This window comes from Rhodohalobacter halophilus (assembly GCF_001715195.1).
In the GTDB taxonomy this organism is placed as follows: Bacteria; Bacteroidota; Rhodothermia; order Balneolales; family Balneolaceae; genus Rhodohalobacter; species Rhodohalobacter halophilus.
Genome location: NZ_MDWE01000060.1, coordinates 1 through 20,963, shown reverse-complemented (window position 1 = coordinate 20,963; position 20,963 = coordinate 1). Strand labels below are relative to the sequence as shown.

Genomic DNA, 20,963 nt, shown 5'->3' with positions numbered 1-20,963 from the left:
AAATAGCACACAACAGTGTCAACTTCTGTCACCCCTCCCTTAATTATTAAAAAATCCATTACTTAAAACACTCTTTACATTTTATTATCCAACTTTATTCAATGGTGCAAAGAACATTCCATAAAAAAATCCTGCACTAAATGAATAATGCAGGATTAGGATTTTTCAAACCGCAAGAATCTATTCAAGCGGCATGTAATTTTTTAATTAATACCGATACTGATCTGATTTGTAAGGTCCTGTAATCGGAACTCCGATATACTCAGCCTGCTCTTTCGTCAGCGTTTCCAGCTCAACACCTATCTTGGAGAGATGCAGCCGCGCCACTTTCTCATCCAGAGATTTCGGTAGAACGTGAACACCCGGCTCAAACTCCTCCGGACGATTCCAAAGTGCAATCTGGGCGAGTGTCTGGTTGGTAAAACTGTTGCTCATCACAAACGACGGATGACCGGTGGCATTGCCGAGATTCATCAGCCTACCTTGTGAAAGGAGAACCACCTGGCGTTCCGTTTCATTGATAGTGAACAGATCCACCTGCGGTTTGATGTTCTCTTCTTTGGCGTTATGTTTCAGCCAGGCAACATCAATTTCATTATCGAAGTGGCCAATATTACCGACAATCGCCTTGTCTTTCATCTTCAGGAAGTGGCGGTCTGTAATGATATCCTTATTACCGGTAGCGGTTACAAAAATATCCCCTTCTTCAACGGCATTGTCCATCGTTTTTACTTCGAAACCATCCATGGCAGCCTGAAGTGCACAAATCGGGTCAATTTCAGTTACAATAACACGTGCACCGGCTCCGCGCATGGAGGCAGCGGTTCCTTTACCCACATCTCCATAACCGGCGATAACAGCTACTTTTCCGGCCATCATCACATCGGTGGCACGACGAATCGCATCGGCGGCAGATTCACGGCATCCATACTTATTATCAAACTTCGATTTGGTTACCGAATCGTTCACGTTGATAGCCGGAAGAGTCAGTGTCCCTTTTCGCTCCCGCTCGATCAGCCGAAGAACACCTGTTGTTGTCTCTTCAGAAATTCCATTGATACCGTCTACCAGTTCGGGGTACCGATCGAGAACCATATTTGTCAGGTCACCGCCGTCATCCAAAATCATATTAAGCGGCTGACCGTCCGGGAAATGGAGCGTTTGTTCAATCGCCCAGTCAAACTCTTCTTCGGTCATTCCTTTCCATGCATACACAGGAACACCGGCTTCAGCCATGGCTGCAGCTGCGTGATCCTGCGTGGAATAAATATTGCAGGACGACCAGGTTACGTCTGCGCCAAGTTCAATCAGTGTTTCAATCAATACTGCTGTTTGAATGGTCATGTGAAGGCATCCGGCAATACGGGCACCTTTTAGCGGTTGTTCGTCTCTATACTCTTCGCGCAGTGCCATCAATCCGGGCATCTCTGCTTCTGCAAGATCGATCTCCTGGCGGCCATAATGCGCCAATGATATATCTTTTACTTTATAAGGAAGTTTTTCTACTTGTTGCTCCATGTTGTGGGTTTGTTTGTATTAAAAATCGTTGCTGGTAAGAAACTGACAAAAATGTGTGTTAGAAGTACTGCTGGATCAGCTCTTTGGTTTTGTTGTAATCTCCCTCACGGCCATATGATCCCATCTCAATGCTGATCAATTTACCGTCCGGATCTACAAAAACTTTAAATGGAATTCCCTGCCCGCCCAGTTTCATAAAAACTCCGGTTTCATCATATAACCAATTAAAATCGTAGCCATGCTCCTCGGCGAACTGACGTGCATCTTCCGGTCCTTCATTCATCCCGACCGTAACGGCAAGAACTTCGAACTCGTCCGGATATTCCTCTCTGAGCTCATCCATCGTTGGAAAAACCTGCAGACAGGGTCCGCACCAGGATTCCCAAAAATCAATTAAAACCAATTTCCCTTCAAAATCTTTAATGCTAACCTGGTTGCCGTCCAGATCGGCAAATACGGCATTTTCTACGATCGCTTCTGCTGTATCGTCCGAGCCGCCGCAAGCGGTAAACGTGCCAATAAGCAGTGCGAATAAACCTATTTTAATTGTCGTTCTGATAGTCATAAATATTTTTAAGTTGCTAAGAGTTTCTTTGCTTTTTTCTATTTCAATAAAATTCTGAACACAAGCATAAAAGATACGGATTATCTCTTAAAATGTTCATTTCCTATACGGCTCAAGCAAAACAATATTACTCATCCGGTTTTACAGTTTTCTTAACATGAGTCTGGCATTAACAATTCTTATCTTAGCCGCGTTTACAATCGAAAAAATTTCCTATGAATTTTGACTTTACTATCGTCGGTGCGGGAATCGTTGGCCTGTCTACCGCATACAAACTCTCCCTTTCCTATCCCGATGCAAACATCCTGGTTCTTGAAAAAGAGAATCGGGTAGCCCCCCATCAAACCGGACACAACTCGGGGGTTATTCACTCCGGCATTTATTACAAGCCCGGCAGCTATAAGGCCAAAAATTGTGTGGACGGACGCTACCAACTGGTTCAGTTTTGCCGGGAAAATGATGTTGCACACGATATTTGCGGCAAAATTATTGTAGCCTCTGATGAATCAGAAATCCCCAAACTAAATGAGATTTATGAGCGGGGGCTCCAGAATAAAATTGAGGGAATCAGACTGATCGACGAAAGTGAAATGAAAGAGATTGAGCCGCATGTAAGTGGTGTGAAAGCGATCCACGTACCCTGCGCGGGCATCGTCGATTTTGTGGGGGTTTGTAACAAGCTCGCCCATAAAATCACTCAATCTGGAAACCGGGTAGAGTTGAACTGCAAAGTGCTCGGGACTTCCCAACGTGACGGGCAGCTTTCAGTTCGCACATCAAATGGAACCTATCAGTCAAAATATCTGATCAACTGTGCCGGGCTTCATTCCGATCGGGTGGCACGCTCTTCCGGAGTGCAGAGTCCGGTAAAAATTGTCCCATTTCGCGGTGAGTATTACGAACTCACACCCTCTGCACAACACAAGGTGAAAGGCCTGATCTATCCGCTGCCTAACCCTGAGTTTCCGTTTTTAGGTGTCCACTTTACCAAAATGGTTCTGGGGGGTGTAGAGTGCGGGCCAAATGCGGTTTTCACTTTCAAAAGAGAAGGTTATAAAAAGGGATCATTCGATTTCCGGGATACGATTGAAGTAGCCGATTTCTCCGGTTTCTGGAAACTCGCATCACAGCACTGGAGAATGGGAATCGACGAAATGTACCGTTCTTACTCAAAACGTGGTTTTCTCAAAAATCTACAAAAACTGATCCCATCCATAGAACTGGACGATCTGACAGGATCCCCATCCGGTGTTCGTGCGATGGCGCTCAAACCCAACGGTGACATTCTGGACGATTTCTATTATGAAACCACCGACCGCGAAGTACATGTTTTAAATGCACCGAGCCCGGCCGCAACCGCAGGGCTGGCAATCGGTGATGAGATCGTCAAGAAAGTTCAGAAGAATTTTGAGCTTGTTTGACGCCGGTCAAATTTCAAGCTCTAACTTAGTAAAAAAGTTTCCCCTCCTTTGGAAGGAGGGGAGTAAGGGGTGGTTGAATTCTTGATTATTCATGAATATTTCTAAATAAATTCAATAGGTTAACGGAAACTCCTCCCATGCTCACGCATGGACTCCCCTACCCGATTTCTCGAGACAGGCTAAGGGGAGACTTGTTGTACTTAGAGTTGAATTGATTTAGATTTCCGTGTACACTCAAGATTGTACCGCCCTTGTTCTACTGTCATTCATATTCACAAAGAGTTCCATTTTGCCCGATATTCAAACCGATTCCCTTACCCGCCGCCTCTACGCGAATGATGCCTCTCTTTATGAAGAGATCCCAAAGGGAGTCTCTTTTCCTCGTTCAATAGATGACATTCAGACGCTTGTTCGCAAATCCAAAGATGAAAATTTCACGATTACCGCCCGGAGTGCCGGAACCAGTCTGGCCGGTCAAACCACCGGTAGCGGAGTCATTATGGACACCTCGCGCCACATGGATCGAATCATCGAAATCAATGCGGAAGAGAGGTATGCACGGGTTCAGCCAGGAGTCATTCGCGACACACTACTGAGAGAAGCTGCCGTTCATGGTTTGCAGTTTGGGCCCGACACGGCCACAACCAACCGATGCATGCTGGGCGGAATGATCGGGAATAACTCATGCGGATCGTTCTCCATCAAACACAAAACCACCCGTGAGCACATTCTCGAAATTGATGCTGTGCTGAGTGATGGTTCTGCAGTCACGTTCAAACCGTTATCTGCAGAGGAACTGGATCAAAAGCTGAAGCTCGATTCGCTTGAAGGTGAGATCTATCGTGGGATGCTCGGCATTCTGAAAAAGAATAGAGATGAAATTCTGAAGCACTATCCTCACCCCGATATTATTCGGAGAAACACAGGATATGCGCTCGACCGGCTTTGTGAAATGGATCCGATCACACCCGGCGGACGGCCATTCAACCTTGCCGAACTGCTCTGTGGAAGTGAGGGAACCCTGGCGATGACAGCATCCGCCAAAGTAAACCTTGTACCCCTTCCTAAACATAAAAGCTTACTCATTCCCCAGTTTGATACCCTTCATGAAGCGATGCTTGCCACCGTGGAAGCGGTAAAGTGGAAACCGGCTGCCGTTGAGCTTGTGGATGACATCATCCTGAATGCAACGAAAGGAAATATCGAGCAGCGTAAAAATCGCTTCTTCCTGGAAGGTGAACCGAAGTGTATTTTAATCATACAGTTTGAGGGGGATGATATAGAAGATCTGGAAAGCAAAGCCAATCAGCTTTCGAAAAAATTAATCGAAATGAGTTTAGGTTATGATCATCCCGTGGTTACCGATGAAGATAAAATGCGGCGGGTCTGGGACCTTCGTAAAGCCGGACTCGGACTGTTGATGGGGCTTGGTGCCGAGAACCGTTCACCCACTTTCGTGGAGGATACAGCCGTTCGGGTTGAGGATCTGCCGGAGTATGTGAAAGAGTTTCAGGAGATTCTGAAGCGCCACAACACCTCCTGCGTTTTTTATGCGCATGCTTCTGTAGGCGAACTGCACCTCCGTCCGGTGGTGGATACCATGACTAAAGCGGGGCTTCAAACCATGAAATCAATTGCCGGAGAAGTCGCCGAATTGGTCAAAAAATATCGAGGGTCACTCTCCGGCGAACACGGTGACGGCAGGGCAAGGGCTCCCTACATCGAAACGGTTTTAGGAAAAGAGATGATGCCGCTTCTCAGACAGGTGAAAGAGCTCTGGGATCCGGACTATCATTTCAATCCGGGCAAAATTCTGGACCCCAAACCGATTGACACCGATCTGCGTTTTTCTCCTGAGTACAAAAAGCCAAAGGTAGAAACGACCTTCAACTGGAGAAAAGAGAAGGGTTTCGATTCAGTCGTGGAGCTCTGTAACGGCGCCGGTGTGTGCCGTAAGCTGGCCGAGAGCGGCGGCACGATGTGCCCCTCCTACCACGCCACGCGTGAAGAGAAAGATACCACACGTGGACGTGCGAATCTGTTTCGTCAACTTTTTTCAGGGAAACAGCAGGATGCATTCAAATCTGATGAACTAAGAGATGCATTAAGTCTTTGCCTGAGCTGCAAGGCTTGCAAAAGCGAGTGCCCTGCCAATGTGGATATGGCCAAGATGAAGGCTGAATTTATGAACGGCTGGCACAAGGAGAATGGTTCGACTGCAGGAGAATACTTTTTTGGTCATCCTGAAAAGTTCTATCCGTTTGCGTCATTTTTTGCGCCTTTAACCAACTTTGTGAATCGACAGAAACCGGTCAAGAAGCTGCTGCAAAAAATCGCTGGGATAGATGAGCGCCGGAATCTGCCGGAGTTTGCACATCAGACATTTTATAATTGGTATCGAAAAAATGAGGTTCAGATTGTTCGACCCGACAGAAAGCAGGTTGTGTTACTGGTTGATCTCTTCACCAACTACCATGAGCCGGAGATTGCCAAAGCGGCAACCCATGTTTTGAATCGTCTCGGATACAGTGTAATTGTACCAGGAATTTTCCCCACGGGACGCCCCCAAATCTCCAAGGGATTTTTGGATGAGGCAAAAGAGATCTGTGAAACCAACATTCGCAGGCTTACACCATTTGTCGACCAGGAGATACCGATCATTGGTCTGGAGCCGAGTGAAATCCTCACACTCCGGGATGAGTATACCGATCTGTGCAGTAACCGGCTCCTCTCTAAAGCCGATGTGCTGGCCTCCAATACGTTTCTTTGGGAGGAATTTCTGGTAACCGAACTTATTGCAGAAGAATTTGAAAAACCCGGCAAAGGGAAAAAGGTATGGGTTCACGGCCACTGCCACACTAAGTCTCTGGTAGGAAATTCTCCGTTAATAGAGAGCTTCAAACTACTCGGTTTTGACCCAATTGAACTCCAGACCGGATGCTGCGGAATGGCTGGCAGTTTTGGATATGAATCGGACAAATATGATGTATCGATGCAGGTGGGAGAACAGACTCTGTTCCCACAATTGCGAGATCTTGAGGATACAGATGCAGAAATATGCTCAGAAGGATTCTCCTGCCGACATCAAATATGGGACGGGGTCGGAAAAAAAGCGATGCATCCGGCTGTGATTATGTGGAAAGCAATGAAGAGTAAAGAGTAGTTGATTAACCACGGAAACGCTCAAGTTTATTTTCATTCAGCGTTTCCGAAGCAATTTTTTCTAATCCGTAATTCCGGGCAGATCCACACCTCGTTCCTTGGCCACATCTTTTGCCAGGTCGTATCCGGCATCGGCGTGGCGCATCACTCCGCTTCCGGGGTCGTTGGTGAGTACACGGTGTAGTCTTCGGTCAGCCATTTCGGTTCCATCGGCAACACAGACCATTCCGGCATGAATAGAATACCCGATTCCAACTCCTCCTCCATGGTGCAGGCTAACCCAGCTTGCCCCGCTCGCTGTATTGAGCATCGCATTCAGAAGCGGCCAGTCTGCTATAGCATCCGATCCATCCTTCATCGCTTCCGTTTCGCGGTTGGGTGAAGCGACCGATCCTGTATCCAGATGATCCCGCCCGATCACAATCGGGGCTTTCACTTTTCCTTTCTTGACCAGCCAATTGAACTTCTCACCCATTTCGGCCCGCTCTCCATACTCCAGCCAGCAGATACGGGAAGGCAAACCCTGGAAGTGAATTTTCTCCTGAGCCTGATGAATCCATCGCCTCAGTGCCTCTTTTTCAGGAAAAGTTTCCAGAATGGCTTTATCGGTAACCGCAATATCTTCAGGATCACCCGAGAGGGCTGCCCAGCGAAACGGACCTGATCCTTTGCAGAAAAGCGGACGAATATAAGCCGGTACAAATCCCGGGAAGTCGAATGCTTCCTTCATGCCCCGGTGATCGGCAACCTGGCCGCGAAGGTTATTCCCGTAATCAAACGTGATGGCTCCGCGCTTTTGCATGTCGAGCATGGTTTGAACGTGCGTAACCATCGAATCCAGAACATCACTCTCATACTCTTCAGGATTGCTTTCCCGCTTTTCAGCAGCTTCCTCAAGTGTGTATCCGGCAGGAATATAACCAAGGCGTAGGTCGTGGGCTGATGTTTGATCGGTCAGCACATCGGGGATAACCCCTCTTTCAAGCAGTTTCGGTAACACTTCAGCCACATTGCCGAGCAACCCAACCGAGAGTGCCTCGCCCTTCTCCTTCGCATCTAAAACCTTCTCAAGTGCCTCATCCAGATCGGTGCACTTTACATCGCAGTACCCGGTTTTAATTCGCATATCAATCCGGCTCTCATCCACTTCAATCCCCAGGAAAGCAGCGCCATTCATGGTAGCGGCGAGCGGCTGAGCACCCCCCATACCGCCTAATCCCGCCGTCACCACCAGTTTTCCTTTCAGTGAGCCGTCAAAATGTTGACGGGCACATTCGGCAAAGGTTTCATACGTCCCCTGAACAATACCTTGAGAACCAATGTAGATCCACGAACCGGCCGTCATCTGTCCGTACATGGTCAATCCCATTTTATCAAGTTTCCGAAACTCATCCCAGGTTGCCCAACGGGGAACCAGGTGAGAGTTTGCAAGCAGTACACGCGGTGCCTCTTCGTGCGTACGAAAAACACCGACCGGCTTCCCGCTTTGAATCAGCAGCGTCTCGTCATTCTCGAGCCGTTTCAGTGTTTTTATAATACGATGATAACTCTCCCAGTTTCGTGCAGCTTTGCCGCCACCGCCATAAACAATCAGATCATCAGGGCGTTCGGCAACTTCGGGATCCAGGTTATTCATCAGCATGCGCATGGCAGCCTCTTGATGCCAACCCTTGCAGCTTATTTCGGATCCGTGTGGTGCTTTGATGTTCTTTTGAATGTGATCCATGGGTTAAAACAATTTAAGCTAAAAACTCTGTTGTTAAGAAAACCAAATGTGAATAACTGGCTCTCAGTATTAATTTACCTATACGAAAATATAAAAAGGCTTTTGGGGAGAATCTCTATTTAATTGAGATTCAGATATTTATTTAAGGATAGTAAAAATTGATTTTGGAATAAAATGACTAATTCAGAGATGAGACGTTTCTTGGGTGTGATATTATCACTTCTTCTTTTTGTACCCAACCTATTGGCACAAAATAGTAATGACTATAGAAGAGTCGGTTTAAATTTGCACGGCGGCTTAACCCTGCCGGATAACGGTGGAGGCGGTCAGCTACTTGGCAGTAATTTTAGCGGAACTACCAGCACTACTTACAATTTTGGGGCCGGTTTATCGTATGATATAACCCCCATGTGGACCATTTACGGCGGATACCGATACAACGAAATCGAAGGCACCGGAAACTCACCCTTTACCACTGACATCCATTCAGCCTCTCTTAAGGCGACAATAAATTTCAACAGGCTCTTCAGGCGTTCTACCCTCTCCAACTTTTTGAACCCTTATGGAATCATTGGAGCAGAACAGGACTTCTACAGCTTTTCATCCAATACAGAATCTTTTAGCAGCAATCCATCTTCCGTAGTTGCAGGAGCAGGTATCGCTTTCAGAATCAGTGATATGTTTGACCTGTTTTCTCAGTACGAAGTTAAATTTTCCACTAACAGCCTGGATAATCAAACCGGCGGAGTTCCGTTCGATCAGATCGGTATGCTGAGCGCGGGAATTAAAATTAACTTTGGCAAGAAGGGAAGCAAGCCCTTAAGAATGTATCCGCCCGTCAAGCGGCTGTCTGATTTGGAGTACCAAGAGTTTAAAGATAAAGTGGGTGATATCGATCGTGCCACAGAGGGAGTTGCACGACAGGAGCGGGCACTACGTGATATGGCAGACCGTTTCGCTCTGGACATTAGCCGGCGGGATTCAATCATCAATGACCTTTCGGATGAATTAGCTCGCGCCCACACTCGGATTGATGACCTGGAGGAGCGGGTTAGCCGTCTGGAGAATAGAATTGACTCCATAAAAATAGGCGGAGATCTATCTGTTCGATTGAAAACAGTAGCGAGCGGTCACTATGTACAGGTGTTTGCAGCACGCGACCTTGAAAGCTCCGTTCGGGTAAGAGATGATATGCAGCGACAACTCGGAGGCCGCCTTCCTGATGGAATCTGCGTTTTTATGATTCACAGAAATGGGTTTTATGAAGTGTTAATTGGCACTTTTGAAGAGTATCAAGCTGCTTCCGAAATCAATAACAGAGCAGTTCAAACTTTTGACGACTCATTCATAATTACATTTCCACGGCCAACTCACCTCCTGGAAGTTTACAACGATACGCATATAATTGAGTAATTAGTTTCACTCCACTATGACACTGCAGCAGGTAAGTCCGGCTTCTGCTTTGGCCATTTCGGATTGATCCACAGTGATGACATCATACCCTCTATCAGCAAGAAGATCAGCCGTTCGGGGAAAAGCTTCCGGGCAGAGGGCCCAGTTTCCCCGCCTCATCACGTTGGCTCCGTATGGCTCATCCGGATGGATCGAAATAGTTTGGTAGCCCTCAAAAACTTCTCCATCCACCCAATCAGGGTTGATCAATAACAAATCGTCTTCCAGCGGAGCCAGAGCTGTTTTCAGGTGAAGGCAATCTGTAACCTCAATGCCATGGACTTTATATCCGTGTGGTTTCAGAATTTGGCCAAATTGACGAATCGCCTCCCGGTTGGTACGCTGAGAAATTCCGATATATACATTTTTTCCCAAAACCAGTACATCCCCTCCGTCTATGGTTCCGGGATTTTTAATAAAATGCAGTTCACGGTACTCTTTTAAAACTTCAGCCATGCTTTCTGTCTCGGGTCGACGAGATTTTGCACCCGGCCTTGTGATAATCGCCAGTTCATCCAAAACAACGGCCGTATCCTCCACAAATACTCCATCAGGCAAAGCCGGTGTTTCTGGAAGCCTTCGAATGGAGTAGCCCATCTTTTTCAATGCGTTTTCGTACTGATGGTGCTGATCAACTGCTTTATTGATATCAATTGGTTCACGATTCAGATGCGTAAGTTCGCATTCACTCAACCTCGGGCTGAGGGTACGTGTAAGGGCAATGGGCCTATTCATTCATCACTCCTTAAACTCATCAATTGCATCACTTAACTCTACATCTTTTTCATAGAACTTTTCCCACTTCTCTTTGGGATCTGGCGGAGTCATCAGTGATACGACAATCAGTACCAAAATGGAGAGCCCGGCTGCCGGCAGAACGATGTAGTCGAATGGGATCAGCGGTTCCGCCAACACAGAGTTGACTACGGTAATAATAAGCGTAGCTCCCATTCCGGTGGCTATCGATGCTACCCCACCGGCTGTGGTTACCCGTTTCCAGAGGAAGGCAGCTAACAGTGCTGGGGTCAATCCGGCACCGACCATCGTGTATGCGGTGAAGGCCATATCGAGAATGGTTCTGAACTGCGTGAGCAGCAGATAGGCGCAAATTCCCAATACGAGAACCATCACGCGCTGGAAAGTGACTATTTTCTTCTCACCCGCATCCGGATTGATAAACCGCTGATAGATATCACGGGTCAGGTTGGTGGATGGGGCCAAAAGAAAGCTGTTCCCCGTTGATGTAATAATCGCAACGGCCGCACAGATCAGCAGCAATCCGCCGGCAAGCGGAATTCCAATTTCTGTACCGAACCTGGCCGCGTGAAGAATCACGCGTTCGCTCTCTTCCACTCCAAGAAAGAACGCACTCGATGGATCGAGTGAATTAAAATGACTAAATGCCAAAATAGCCAGTGATGCGATGGCGGTTTCAACAATGATTGTTCCGGAGACCCACCAAACCACCGCAGATTTGGCCGACTTCTCATTCTTCGCGGAGAAGAATTTCTGATACATATTTGACTCACCCATCAGCAGAAGAAATGTGGGAAAGAAGACTCCCATCGCCCACAGAAAATTGTATTCGCCAAATACGGTGAAAAAACTTGGGTCAAGATTTGCGGTGATATATTCGCCGCCACCCAGGTTGCTGAAAACGAGCGGAACGGCCAGAATAACGGCAAGCGTAATCACAGCTCCGTTGATAATATCCACGGATACGATGGAGAGCATTCCGGCAAAAGCGGTAAAAGTGATGATAAATCCGGCCGTAAGTAGAACTCCCTGCCACTCCGGAATATCAGCTACCAGGTTCAGGACAAATCCGCCGCCGCGAAACTGATAGCCAACAATGGTTGTATAGGCAATGACGATAACGATCGTGCCCAGAATCCGGGCATATTTGTTGTATCGAAGTTCCAGAATGTCAGGGACGGTAAATTGTGCAATTCGGCGAACCCGTGCAGCCAGGAAGAATACAATAATAATTCCAATCCAGGCACCGGCTGCCATCCAGAGTTCGGAAAGCCCCACTCTTGCAGCGAGTCCGGCTCCGGCAAGCAGACTCCCGGATCCAATCCAAGTGCAAAGAAGAGTTCCCACCAGTTTGTAAGTTGGAACAGATCGGCCTGCAACCATAAAGTCTTCCTGACTTTTAACGGCGCGGCTTTTGTAGACGGAAATTCCCATCAGTAGGGCGAGATAGAGAAGCACAATCCAGAAGAAGATGGACATATATTCAACAGGTTAGTTAGAAGCAATCAAATTCAAATTTCAACTCTGTCGAATGTATAGAATATATCCGTGCAAATCATCCCGCATTTCAGAGCTGCCCGACTAAACGTTAACCCGTTGGGACACCCAAACTAATAAAAAAGCCTCACCCCGAAACCGGGATGAGGCTTTCAAAATCAAACTGAATGTTCAGTCTGGGTTTTTATGGGGTGGAATTACATCATTCCGCCCATGCCGCCCATTCCTCCCATTCCGCCGGGCATTCCACCGCCTGGCATTCCGCCTTCATCGTCGTCACCATTCTTTGATGGCTTGTCGACAACTACAGCTTCGGTTGTCAGCATTAGGCCGGCAACAGAAGCAGCATTTTCAAGTGCGGTTCGGGTTACTTTGGTTGGGTCGATAACACCCGCTTTGATCAGATCTTCGTACACTTCGGTACGCGCATTGTATCCGAAAGCGTCTTTGCCTTCGAGTACTTTCTGAACAACGATGGATCCTTCAACACCGGCGTTATTTGCAATCGCTCTCAGCGGAGCTTCGAGCGCACGCTTAATAATGTTGAATCCAACTTCCTGATCACCGTTTTCAGCTTTCAGGCCGTCAAACGCTTTGATGGCTCTGAGCAGAGCTACTCCACCGCCGGGCACAATACCCTCTTCAACAGCGGCACGTGTGGCATGAAGCGCATCTTCAACACGGGCTTTCTTCTCTTTCATTTCAACTTCAGAAGCAGCACCGATGTAGAGTACAGCAACGCCGCCGCTTAGCTTAGCAAGACGCTCTTGCAGTTTTTCACGGTCGTAGTCAGATGTTGTATTCTCGATTTGAGATTTAATCTGATTGATTCTTGCTTTGATGTCATCAGATTTTCCGTTACCGCCAACGATGGTTGTGTCATCTTTGGTGATATTGATTCTGTCGGCTGTACCGAGGAAATCAAGCGTTGCGTTCTCAAGCTTGTAGCCGCGCTCTTCACTGATTACAGTGCCGCCGGTCAGAATGGCGATATCTTCAAGCATTGCTTTTCTTCTGTCGCCAAAGCCGGGAGCTTTTACAGCAGCAACCTTCAGTGATCCGCGGAGTTTGTTCACAACCAGTGTTGCCAGTGCTTCGCCTTCAATATCTTCGGCGATAATCAGCAGTGGCTTGTTGGTTTGAATCACTTTCTCCAGAATTGGAAGCAGATCTTTCATCGCAGAGATTTTCTTGTCGAAAATCAGGATGTAAGGATCTTCCATTTCAGTGGTCATATTCTCACTGTTGGTCACAAAGTATGGAGAGAGGTAACCTCTGTCGAACTGCATACCTTCTACAGTTTCGAGGTAGGTTTCGGTACCTTTTGCCTCTTCAACGGTGATCACACCATCTTTACCAACTTTCTCCATCGCATCGGCAATGTTGTTTCCGATCTCTTCATCGCCATTGGCAGAAATGGTTCCTACCTGACGGATACTGTCGAGACTGTCGCCAACAGGCTTGCTCAGGGCTTTCAGCTCTTTTACAACCGCATCAACAGCAGTATCAATACCGCGCTTCAGTTCCATTGGGTTCGCACCGGCAGTAACGTTTTTCAGACCGGTTTGAATAATGGACTGAGCCAATACTGTAGCGGTGGTTGTACCATCACCGGCATTGTCATTGGTTTTGGACGCAACTTCGCGTACCATCTGCGCGCCCATATTCTCCACTTTGTCGGAGAGTTCGATCTCTTTGGCAACGGTTACACCGTCTTTGGTTACGGTAGGCGCACCGAAAGATTTCTCAATAACTACATTTCTTCCGCGAGGGCCTAAAGTAACTTTAACGGCATTCGCAAGCTTATCCACACCGCGTTTCAGTGCGTCGCGTGCATCCGCATCGTAATGAACTAATTTAGCTGACATAATTCTTAATTGATTTAGTTAGTTTTTGATTTAAATCGTTGATTGACAGGTTTAGGATACAATCCCGAGAATGTCTGATTCTCTCATAATCAGATACTCTTCGCCATCAAGAGTGACTTCTGTGCCGGAATATTTTCCGTAAAGTACTTCATCACCCTTCTTAACAGACATGTCGATCTTGTTCCCGTTTTCTACTTTTCCGGGACCTGCTTCTACCACAGTACCTCGTTGTGGCTTCTCTTTTGCAGTGTCAGGGATGATAATTCCAGAGCTGGTTTTTTCTTCAGCTTCGATCGGGCGTACCAACACACGATCACTTAATGGTTTAATGCTAGCCATATGATGACTCCTTCGTATTAGGTTTTTGGTTAATCGATTAATTTTTTGTCACGCAAATATTGCGTCTTTTCTTCTGACTTGATGGTCTGCAACATCCGTACCAAATTTATAGAAGTGCCAAATGGTACACTTTTCACCTCTCCTGTCAGTCAGTTTGATCCATACACTCCTTTTGAATCATTAAAATGTGCCAAGTTGTTCAAGGCGGGCTGTCAACTTTTCATACTGCTCCGGTTCCAGAGCCTCTGCTCTCAGATTAAAATCAAATTCATCCTCAGGCAGTTCAGCCCCGAGCCGCTTCAGCGCGTTGCTTAATTTCTTTCTTCTTTGATTGAATGCCATCCGAACCACACTCTTCAAATTTTTGTCGGAACAGGACAGGTCGGGCTTGTCGAATGTCAGTTTCAGTACAGCGCTGTTCACGTTCGGAGGCGGAGAAAAAACGCCGGGAGGAACATCAAACAGAATCTCCGGGCTGCTCATCAGTTGCGTCTGCACACTCAGAATCCCATACTCTTTATTGCGCGGCTTAGCCACAATCCGCTCTGCCACCTCTTTCTGCATCATTAAAATGGCAGATGAAATGTGTTTCCGATTCTCCAGAATTTTGAACAGAATTTGACTGGTAATGTAGTAAGGCAAATTTCCAACTACGTGTACCGGTTTGTCGGATTTGATAAACTCTTCCCAGTCGCTTTTCAGGATATCCTGGTTCACAATCTTCAGCCCCGGAAATTCCTCAGAAAGGTGCTCAACCATACGCTGATCGATCTCTACGGCAATGACATCTTCAAACTTATCGAGCATCGGGCCGGTAATGGCTCCTGCACCCGGCCCAATTTCCACAACCCGGTCTCCTTTTTGAGCCGGTACCGAATCCACAATTTTTTGAATCATATTGGGATCCTTCAAAAAGTGCTGCCCTAAACTCTTTTTTGTCTGCGGATGGTTTGCCATGCGGGTTGAATATGTGAATGAAGATCTTGTCGATTTTGATTAGATTAACATAAAGGATTTTCTGCACTTTTATGGATGAATCCCTCATTTAAATGTTTGCAAATACAAAGTTCATCCGCACACATAGATTGCTCTGATATGGAAATCAACCCATTTGATACTGAACAGTTAGGCATCCAGACCCTTGAAAAGAGTCTGATGAAAACCAAATCGGAACGTTCACTTAAGATTGGCCTGCCCAAAGAAACCTCAAATGATGAGCGGCGTATTTCCCTCACACCCGGTGGGGTTTCCGTGTTAGCGGCTAACGGACACGAAATTTACGTCGAGAAAAATGCCGGTGTTGATGCTCACTTTTCAGACAGTGAATATGCCGAGGCCGGAGCCGAAATTGCCCATAGTGCTGAAGAGCTTTTTCGCAAATCAGAAATGATTGTCAAAGTGGCACCTCCTACTAAAACAGAGTTAAACTGGATGCAGCCTAATCAGGTATTACTGTCGGCGCTTCATTTGGGGCATACCTCACACGATTTTTTAAATACCCTCATTCAAAAAGGAGTTTGCGCCATTGGGTACGAATACATCAAAGGACGCGACAATGAATTCCCAATCGTTCGGATGATGCACGAAATCACCGGATCAATGGCTGTCCAGATTGCCGCCCACTACCTGGAAAACGGAAGTGACGGCCAGGGAATTATGCTGGGTGGTATTTCCGGAATCCCGCCGGCAACGGTTGCCATTTTAGGAGCGGGTATCACCGGAGAGTACGCAGCACGAACCGCTTTGGGGTACGGAGCTCAGGTTTTTGTAATGGACAACGATCTGGCCATGCTTCGCCGCCTCGAAAATTCATTTGATCGCCGGATTATAACCGCGACTGCAAATCATCAATATCTCTCGACCGCTCTTGAATTTGCCGATGTGGTTATTGGCGCAGCCATGACGGAAGGGGAACGAGCTCCCTGCTGGGTCACAGACCCGATGGTTCAGTCGATGAAATCTGGAAGCGTGATTGTGGATACCGTAATAGATCAGGGCGGGTGTATTTCCACCAGCGTTCCAACAACACACTCTAATCCGGTTTTCAGAAAATACGATGTGGTTCACTATTGCGTCCCAAATATACCGTCTAATGTAGCCCGCACGGCAACCTACGCTCTTAACAATGTGATTGTACCCTATCTCGTTGAATTGGGTGATGCCGGTGGAATTGAAGAGTGCCTGTGGGAAAATACAGCACTCAGAAACGGTGCCTACATTTACAAAAAACATCTCACAAAGAAAGGATTGGCCGAACAGTTCGAAATGCCATACCGAGATATAGAGATGCTGATTGCAAGCCAGATTTAGCTTTTTACAAAAAGGTGATAAAACAAAAGTAAAAAACTATTTCACCCCTTTAAGTTTACAATACTCTCTGTATTCGTTTTGTTCATAGACGAACCACCTTACGATTCTAAAAACTAACAACGTTCACAATGCCTGCTTCTGAATTGAGCGAAAAAAATTATCGGCGAATTGCTTTCATCAACTGGGCGCTTTCAGTACCTCTGCTGCTTATTTTTGCATGGCCTTACTATTTTTTGTGTAACTCTCTGGGGGTTAATAAAATTATTGCCTATCCGGGATCCATCATCTTTGCACTCCCTTTTATGCTGACTATTTTACACGGGCATGTTACCACAGCTATGGGTGCACTTCACCGCCATCACTACTATAACTGGCTAAAAGATCATCCATTCACGTATGGGGTCCTGTTTCACTCTATCATCATTAGTACACGCTTTAGATTAATCCTGTTTATAGTGAGTGTACTTCTACTATCGATTGGAATGTTTTTCAGATGATTACAGGGACGGAGAGACCTCCGCGCCTGTACCCTGAATCAGTAAGCCTTACCATTTTTGATATCTTCAACAACGGCAGGATCTAACAAAGTTGACGTATCTCCGATATTATCTAGGTCCTGCGCTGCAATTTTACGAAGAATTCTGCGCATGATCTTACCTGACCGGGTTTTAGGCAAACCTGAAACAATCTGCACTTTATCCGGCTTGGCAATCGGCCCAATGATTTTTGTCACCAGGTCATGAATCTCCTGCTTAAAGTCTTCCGCACTCTTCGGATTTTTTTCACAAACCATAAATGCAAAAATACCCTGTCCTTTTACATCATGAGGATAACCGACAATTGCTGCCTCTACTATATTTGGATGCTCATCAATTGCATTTTCAATCTCTGCAGTCCCCAGTCGGTGGCCTGAAACATTCAGCACATCATCCACCCGGCCGGTAATTCGATAGTAACCGTCCGCATCCCTCCGGCAACCATCACCGGTGAAGTAGTAGCCTTTATATGCACTCATATACGTTTTCAGGTAGCGTTCGTGATCGCCCCATATGGTTCGGGCAATCCCTGGCCAGGGATGCTTGATGCAGAGATTTCCATTCACTCCGTTTCCTTCAATCTCTTTCCCGTTTTCATCCATTAAAACCGGTGAAATTCCGGGAAGCGGCAATGTGGCAAAACCGGGTTTGGTGGGAGTAATACCTGCGAGCGGCGAAATAGCAATGCCTCCGGTCTCTGTTTGCCACCAGGTATCCACAATTGGGCAGCGGCCGCCTCCCACGTGGTCGTTATACCAATGCCACGCCTCTTCATTAATCGGCTCACCTACTGATCCAAGAACTTTAAGCGAGCTAAGATCATATTTCTGGACATAGCTGATATCATGGCTCATCAGTGCACGAATGGCGGTTGGCGCTGTGTAGAAATGAGTTACTCTATACTTTTCAACCACCTCCCAAAATCGGCCCGGATCGGGATAGGTTGGCGTTCCCTCAAAGATAATCCCGGTGGCTCCGTTAAACAGCGGGCCGTAAATGATGTATGAATGACCGGTAATCCAGCCGGCATCCGCCGTACACCAATAAACATCTTCCTCCTCGACCTGAAATACATTTCTAAACGAATAACTGGTGTAAACCATGTAACCGCCGCAGGTATGAAGCACACCTTTTGGTTTTCCTGTTGAGCCGGATGTATATAAAATAAAGAGTGGGTCTTCTGCATCCATCTCCACGGCTTTATGACGCTTGGAGGCATTTCGAATGAGCATATGCCACCACTCATCCCGGCCATCAACCCAGTTTATTTCACGGTTCGTTCGCTGACAAACAATCACATGTTTAACGGTTGGACAGTTTTTCAGCGCTTCATCCGATATATCTTTCAAAGGAACATGTTTATCTCCCCTGCGCAGCCCGTCGTTGGTAATCAACATTTTGGCATCGCAGTCCTGTATGCGCTCGGCAAGAGATTGAGCAGAAAAACCTGCAAATACAATAGAGTGTACCGCCCCGATACGCGCGCATGCCAGTGCAGAGATAATCAGCTCGGGTGTCATCGCCATGTAGATGCACACACGATCCCCTTTCTCGATCCCCTTACTCTCTAAAACGTTTGCAAACCTACATACATCCTCGTGCAGTTGACGATAGGTGATGGTCCGGCGAAAGCTGTCCGGGTGATTCGGCTCAAATATAAAAGCCGTTTTATGGCCGATGGTATTCAGATGCCGATCGAGCATATTTTCGGTAATATTCAGCTTGCCGCCCTCAAACCATTTAATATCTCCCTTTTCAAAATCACCTGAGTGCACCTTATCCCAGGTTTTACGCCAGTAAAATGTACCGGCTTCATGCTCCCAGAACTTTTCGCGATCTTTCTCGCTCTGTTCATAAACCTCTTTATACTCTTCAAATGATTTGATATTCAGCCACATGACAATCTCTGTTTGGTTTGATATTAAAACGAAGCGCTTTCATTTTGTCGTTTTTTCCGCTCATTATCAAGCTTCTTTTCAATCTTTTGCTTTCCATTGCGGGAACAGTGCATCCATTTCAGGTATTTATTCAATCTGAGCGATGAAAAATCACACAATGCAAAATTCTACCGGATCTGAACTGGTTGAACAGTGATATCGAGATAGGACTCATTCCATTTGACCGGCATAAAAACGCATGGAATCAAATGGTAGCGGGTAATTGAATGCACCTGATTCGGCCTGAAAATATGGACTCAATTTATGCGATTGCTGAGGGTCAAATTGTAGAGTTGCCACAGAGTTGAATGAATTGTCCATTTTTAGAATTATAATCAAAAAGTAACTCACCCTATGATTTATGAAAAAGCCGCTTACTCTTTTTGTTCTGATACAGCTTCTATGTATTGGCTGGACGTATGCCCAATCATCAAGCAACAATTTGGAGCAGATCAACGAAGATCGCATCCGCTTGAACAGTAACGGCATGTTGATTTCAGGCAGCTGGGCGGTCAGTAATATTGTTGTGGGGGCTATTGGTATGAATCAAACAAGTGGCCGCACACGATATGTCCACCAGATGAATTCGATGTGGAATGTTGTGAATCTTGGAATTGCAGGGTTTGGCTACTACGGTTTACAGAATCAGTCCCTCAATCTGTCTGCGGCAGAGACGCTGAAAGAGTTTCATAATTTTGAAAATATTCTGCTCTTCAATGCCGGACTGGATGTTGGCTATATGGCACTGGGTGCATTTATGTGGGAGAGGGGATTAAGAAAAAATAGCAATCGCGTTGTGGGGTATGGACAATCGATGATACTGCAGGGTGGATTTCTCTTTACATTTGACCTGGTTCTCTACTTTTTAAGCAAAAACCAAAGCAACCTGCTGCTTGAAAACATTCAATTCACAGGAAATACCCTTGCCATATCTATCCCGCTTTAAGGGCTTATTTGGACGCTTTTCGTTTATAACAGTGGTGCAGAATATTGAGAATCCTCGATTTGCGTATTCGAACATTCCCGCTGGAGATATTGAAATGGTCGGCATACTCTTTACTCGTTTTATCGGGATGTTTAAGCATGAACCGGATCATTGAACGGCTCTCTTTATCCAGCTCATACAGGCACTCCTCCAGATGCTGCATCCTCTCTTCATCAATCAAATTACTAATCTGTTCGGCGGGTTCTGCCTGGTCATACGCCTCTTCCGGTGCAGTAAATCGGTGTTGATATTTTTTATATCGGATATATTCATTCTTAACTGAAAATGTTATGTAGCGGAAGATATATTTATGCTCTCGAATTTTATCCTTCCTGATTCTATCATAAACCTCAGTAAAAACTTCCTGTGTGCACTCCCTCGCCTCATTTCTGTCAGCGTTCATCGTAACAACCAGATAATCTACGATGCGCGGCATGAGTTCCTGCAACAGACCGTTCGCCGTTGCTTCATCCCCGTCTTGGATCGCTTCTACTAATTCCGAGTAGTCTACCCTGGCCACGTTTGTGATCTAAACTGTTATTAATTGGAGTTCTATCCTATTTCTGCAGATATTATTTCCACAAAATCGACACGAGTGAATATATAAACCGATAGAAAGAGTACAAATCATTTTTGTAAATAACTTCTCCATTTTAAAATAATTATTAAAATTTCAAGCCAAGCTTAGACAATTAAATTTATTTCACTTACAATTTTATTTGTAACAAAACAGACAAAAAAAACTCTTGTTCTTAACCCAAAATACACAGAAACAAATATCAACTAACAATGAAAACTATCATGAACTCTTACAAAACGCTCATTTCAAAATTATCCTTAACCGCAATGGTACTATTCTTAGCCGCCGGCTGTGCAACTGTTACAGACGCT

Annotated in this window: 16 protein-coding genes; 6 read left to right on the top strand and 10 right to left on the bottom strand. The window is 46.1% G+C overall.

The genetic code is table 11. The annotated features are described in order from the left end of the window. Positions 1-207: 207 nt before the first annotated feature. Together ahcY and BG260_RS13100 are read right to left on the bottom strand one after the other, a co-directional pair. Positions 208-1,518 carry an adenosylhomocysteinase gene (gene ahcY, locus BG260_RS13105; RefSeq protein ID WP_069133410.1) on the bottom strand — a complete coding sequence of 437 codons (1,311 nt, stop codon included), beginning with the start codon at positions 1,516-1,518 and terminating at the stop codon, positions 208-210. Positions 1,519-1,576: 58 nt separating this feature from the next. Then, on the bottom strand, positions 1,577-2,083 hold the full coding sequence (locus tag BG260_RS13100) for a TlpA family protein disulfide reductase (RefSeq protein ID WP_069133409.1): 507 nt from the start codon (positions 2,081-2,083) through the stop codon (positions 1,577-1,579). 215 nt (positions 2,084-2,298) lie between these two features. On the opposite strand from BG260_RS13100, the gene lhgO reads away from it, so the two are divergent. Both lhgO and BG260_RS13090 read left to right on the top strand, forming a co-directional pair. Next, complete coding sequence (gene lhgO / locus BG260_RS13095) at positions 2,299-3,504, top strand: L-2-hydroxyglutarate oxidase (protein ID WP_069133408.1); 1,206 nt, start codon at positions 2,299-2,301, stop codon at positions 3,502-3,504. Between the two features lie 289 nt (positions 3,505-3,793). Continuing rightward, positions 3,794-6,667, top strand: a complete 2,874-nt coding sequence (locus tag BG260_RS13090; RefSeq protein ID WP_245683970.1) for an FAD-binding and (Fe-S)-binding domain-containing protein — start codon at positions 3,794-3,796, stop codon at positions 6,665-6,667. A 60-nt stretch (positions 6,668-6,727) separates the two neighbouring features. On the opposite strand, the gene hutU is transcribed toward BG260_RS13090, so the two are convergent. After that, positions 6,728-8,392 carry a urocanate hydratase gene (gene hutU / locus BG260_RS13085; RefSeq protein ID WP_069133407.1) on the bottom strand — a complete coding sequence of 555 codons (1,665 nt, stop codon included), beginning with the start codon at positions 8,390-8,392 and terminating at the stop codon, positions 6,728-6,730. Between the two features lie 174 nt (positions 8,393-8,566). On the opposite strand from hutU, the gene BG260_RS13080 reads away from it, so the two are divergent. Beyond that, positions 8,567-9,805 (top strand): outer membrane beta-barrel protein, encoded by a 1,239-nt coding sequence (locus tag BG260_RS13080; RefSeq protein WP_083750323.1) that lies wholly within the window; start codon positions 8,567-8,569, stop codon positions 9,803-9,805. A gap of 6 nt (positions 9,806-9,811) precedes the next feature. Here BG260_RS13080 and BG260_RS13075 read toward each other — a convergent pair whose 3' ends face one another. The 5 genes from BG260_RS13075 to rsmA all read right to left on the bottom strand — a co-directional run bounded on the left by BG260_RS13075 (position 9,812) and on the right by rsmA (position 15,261). Beyond that, positions 9,812-10,579, bottom strand: coding sequence for a dimethylarginine dimethylaminohydrolase family protein (locus tag BG260_RS13075; protein ID WP_069133405.1), 768 nt, complete (start codon positions 10,577-10,579; stop codon positions 9,812-9,814). A 3-nt stretch (positions 10,580-10,582) separates the two neighbouring features. Beyond that, entirely contained in the window at positions 10,583-12,079 is a 1,497-nt protein-coding gene (locus BG260_RS13070) for a sodium:solute symporter family protein (RefSeq protein ID WP_069133404.1), read from the bottom strand. A gap of 215 nt (positions 12,080-12,294) precedes the next feature. After that, positions 12,295-13,965 (bottom strand): chaperonin GroEL, encoded by a 1,671-nt coding sequence (gene groL, locus BG260_RS13065; RefSeq protein ID WP_069133403.1) that lies wholly within the window; start codon positions 13,963-13,965, stop codon positions 12,295-12,297. Positions 13,966-14,016: 51 nt separating this feature from the next. Next, the gene (gene groES, locus BG260_RS13060; protein ID WP_069133402.1) at positions 14,017-14,304 is read right to left on the bottom strand and encodes a co-chaperone GroES; all 288 of its coding nucleotides are present in this window, start codon (positions 14,302-14,304) and stop codon (positions 14,017-14,019) included. Between the two features lie 180 nt (positions 14,305-14,484). Then, a complete protein-coding gene (rsmA, locus tag BG260_RS13055) occupies positions 14,485-15,261 on the bottom strand; it encodes a 16S rRNA (adenine(1518)-N(6)/adenine(1519)-N(6))-dimethyltransferase RsmA (protein ID WP_069133401.1) in 777 nt (258 codons plus the stop codon). 138 nt (positions 15,262-15,399) lie between these two features. Here rsmA and BG260_RS13050 point away from each other — a divergent pair, with 138 nt between their 5' ends. Both BG260_RS13050 and BG260_RS13045 read left to right on the top strand, forming a co-directional pair. Continuing rightward, a complete protein-coding gene (locus BG260_RS13050; protein WP_069133400.1) occupies positions 15,400-16,614 on the top strand; it encodes an alanine dehydrogenase in 1,215 nt (404 codons plus the stop codon). A 128-nt stretch (positions 16,615-16,742) separates the two neighbouring features. Next, a complete protein-coding gene (locus BG260_RS13045) occupies positions 16,743-17,111 on the top strand; it encodes a hypothetical protein (RefSeq protein ID WP_069133399.1) in 369 nt (122 codons plus the stop codon). Between the two features lie 38 nt (positions 17,112-17,149). Here BG260_RS13045 and acs read toward each other — a convergent pair whose 3' ends face one another. After that, positions 17,150-19,048 carry an acetate--CoA ligase gene (gene acs / locus BG260_RS13040; RefSeq protein WP_176719504.1) on the bottom strand — a complete coding sequence of 633 codons (1,899 nt, stop codon included), beginning with the start codon at positions 19,046-19,048 and terminating at the stop codon, positions 17,150-17,152. A 400-nt stretch (positions 19,049-19,448) separates the two neighbouring features. On the opposite strand from acs, the gene BG260_RS13035 reads away from it, so the two are divergent. Next, a complete protein-coding gene (locus BG260_RS13035; protein WP_069133398.1) occupies positions 19,449-20,033 on the top strand; it encodes a DUF6992 family protein in 585 nt (194 codons plus the stop codon). A 4-nt stretch (positions 20,034-20,037) separates the two neighbouring features. Here BG260_RS13035 and BG260_RS13030 read toward each other — a convergent pair whose 3' ends face one another. Further along, on the bottom strand, positions 20,038-20,592 hold the full coding sequence (locus BG260_RS13030) for an RNA polymerase sigma factor (RefSeq protein WP_069133397.1): 555 nt from the start codon (positions 20,590-20,592) through the stop codon (positions 20,038-20,040). Positions 20,593-20,963: the final 371 nt, after the last annotated feature.